A 2,500-nucleotide genomic window follows, 5' to 3' on the forward strand; every position below is an offset into this window, starting at 1 on the left:
GCTGCCTCGCGCCGCTCTTTCGGTGTCGTCAGTTCTTTCCCAGAAGATCCTTCAGAACCACGTTGTCGAGCATCGCGTCGGCCAGCAGCCGCTTCAGCTTGACGTTCTCGTCCTCCAGCGCCTTCAGCCTGGCAGCCTCGGACACCGTCATCCCGCCATACTTGGACTTCAGCTTGTAGAACGTCGCAGGGCTGAGGCCATGCCTGCGGCACACCTCCGCCGTCGGCATGCCTGCCTCCTGCTCCTTGATCATCCCGATGATCTGCGCCTCGGTGAAACGGCTTTTCCTCATGTCGTCTGCTCCTTCAGGGTTGAGCAGACTCTACATCATGGTGAGGGATTTTGCGGGGGGCAGGTCACGCCGCCCTTCACGATCGCCCCCTTTCCTCCGCGCTCATCCGCTTGCGCGGGGCGGCGACGATCGAGGCATCGACAATCTGCCCGCTCATGGCCAGATAGCCCGCCGCGCGCAGATGCGCATCGAACCGCGCGAACAGCCGCTCGGCCGCATCCGCCTGCACCAGAGCCTCGCGAAAGCGCCAGATCGGGGTCTCATCCGGGACCCTGTCGCCGTCGTCGACCCCTAGGAACCGCCCAAAGCTGCTCCGGTCGAGGATCTGGAATTCCGCCTGCGCGTCCGACAGGTTGTAGAGCGCCTGAAGGACGAGCACCTTGAAAAGTGAGGCCCCGAACGCCATCGGTTCGAGTGAGGGGCCGAACACCGTATCCATCGGCGGCCGCCCGCCCTTCTTACGGTCCGACCGCTTCAGCGCCGCATCAAGCTCGGGGCGGAACAGCTCGAAATACACCAACGCCGCCAGCCCAGATTTCCAAAAACCACCGCCAACGTAGCGCCAACAGTCGGGGTCAAATCGGGCAACGTGTTCCGCCTTTGTTTGCGGTTTGTTGCGGTCGAATGCGGTGAATGTTCTCACGGCGATTTGGCGCCAGAACTTGCGTAAGTCTTTGGAATGTTTGGGAAAATTGTTTGGTTGCGGGGGCAGGATTTGAACCTGCGACCTTCAGGTTATGAGCCTGACGAGCTACCGGGCTGCTCCACCCCGCGACACTTCCGGTGAAGCGTGCATCGTGCGAGAGATACACGTGATGTTCCTCACTAGGTTTGGCGGCGACCTACTCTCCCACGTCTTGAGACGCAGTACCATCGGCGCTGCGGCGCTTAACTTCCGGGTTCGGGATGGAGCCGGGTGTTTCGCTCGCGCTATGGCCACCAAACCAAGAGAAGAACATCATCCAAAACGCTGCACACTTGCATGCTTTCGAACCGGTGAAAGCCTGGCTTCCACTGGATCAAATCAAGCCTATCGGGCAATTAGTACCGGTCAGCTGAACGCATTGCTGCGCTTACACCTCCGGCCTATCGACGTGGTCGTCTTCCACGGCCCTCAGGGATACCTTGTTTTGAGGGGGGCTTCCCGCTTAGATGCCTTCAGCGGTTATCCCTTCCGGACATAGCTACCCTGCACTGCGGCTGGCGCCACAACAGGTCCACCAGTGGTCCGTTCACCCCGGTCCTCTCGTACTAGGGGCAACTCCTCTCAAGTATCCTACACCCACGGCAGATAGGGACCGAACTGTCTCACGACGTTCTAAACCCAGCTCACGTACCTCTTTAAATGGCGAACAGCCATACCCTTGGGACCTGCTCCAGCCCCAGGATGAGATGAGCCGACATCGAGGTGCCAAACGATGCCGTCGATATGGACTCTTGGGCATCATCAGCCTGTTATCCCCGGCGTACCTTTTATCCGTTGAGCGATGGCCCTTCCACGCGGGACCACCGGATCACTATGGCCGACTTTCGTCTCTGCTCGACTTGTCAGTCTCGCAGTCAGGCTGGCTTCTGCCATTGCACTCAACGAGCGATTTCCGACCGCTCTGAGCCAACCTTCGCGCGCCTCCGTTACTCTTTAGGAGGCGACCGCCCCAGTCAAACTACCCACCACACACGGTCCCGGACCCGGATGACGGGCCGCGGTTAGACATCAAGCAGGCGAAGGGTGGTATCTCAAGGCCGGCTCCACCGGAACTGGCGTCCCGGCTTCAAAGCCTCCCACCTATCCTGCACATCGCATGCCTGATGCCAATGTGAAGCTGTAGTAAAGGTGCACGGGGTCTTTCCGTCTAACCGCGGGTAGCCTGCATCTTGACAGGCAGTTCAATTTCGCTGAGTCGACGTTGGAGACAGCGGGGAAGTCGTTACGCCATTCGTGCAGGTCGGAACTTACCCGACAAGGAATTTCGCTACCTTAGGACCGTTATAGTTACGGCCGCCGTTTACCTGGGCTTCAGTTCGGGGCTTGCACCCCTCCCTTTAACCTTCAGGCACCGGGCAGGCGTCAGACCCTATACGTCGTCTTGCGACTTCGCAGAGCCCTGTGTTTTTAGTAAACAGTCGCCACCCCCTGGTTTGTGCCCCCGGCCACTGGTTGCCCAATGACCGGGCCTCCTTCTCCCGAAGTTACGGAGGCATTTTGCC

General features: G+C 59.7%; 1 protein-coding gene, 1 tRNA gene, 2 rRNA genes and 1 pseudogene (1 of these 5 cut by a window edge). All 5 read right to left on the bottom strand.

Annotated features, from left to right (window positions below):
• Nucleotides 1-292 (bottom strand): annotated as a pseudogene (locus BLQ14_RS00005) (transposase); the annotation flags it as partial.
• A gap of 76 nt (nucleotides 293-368) precedes the next feature.
• Nucleotides 369-935, bottom strand: a complete 567-nt coding sequence (locus BLQ14_RS00010; RefSeq protein ID WP_143004447.1) for a transposase — start codon at nucleotides 933-935, stop codon at nucleotides 369-371.
• A gap of 54 nt (nucleotides 936-989) precedes the next feature.
• Nucleotides 990-1,066 (bottom strand) — tRNA-Met (locus BLQ14_RS00015).
• A 55-nt stretch (nucleotides 1,067-1,121) separates the two neighbouring features.
• Nucleotides 1,122-1,236 (bottom strand): 5S ribosomal RNA (gene rrf / locus BLQ14_RS00020).
• Nucleotides 1,237-1,312: 76 nt separating this feature from the next.
• Nucleotides 1,313-2,500: ribosomal RNA gene (locus BLQ14_RS00025) — 23S ribosomal RNA — on the bottom strand (it continues 1,644 nt past the right edge of the window).

The organism is Meinhardsimonia xiamenensis, assembly GCF_900102905.1.
GTDB lineage: Bacteria > Pseudomonadota > Alphaproteobacteria > Rhodobacterales > Rhodobacteraceae > Meinhardsimonia > Meinhardsimonia xiamenensis.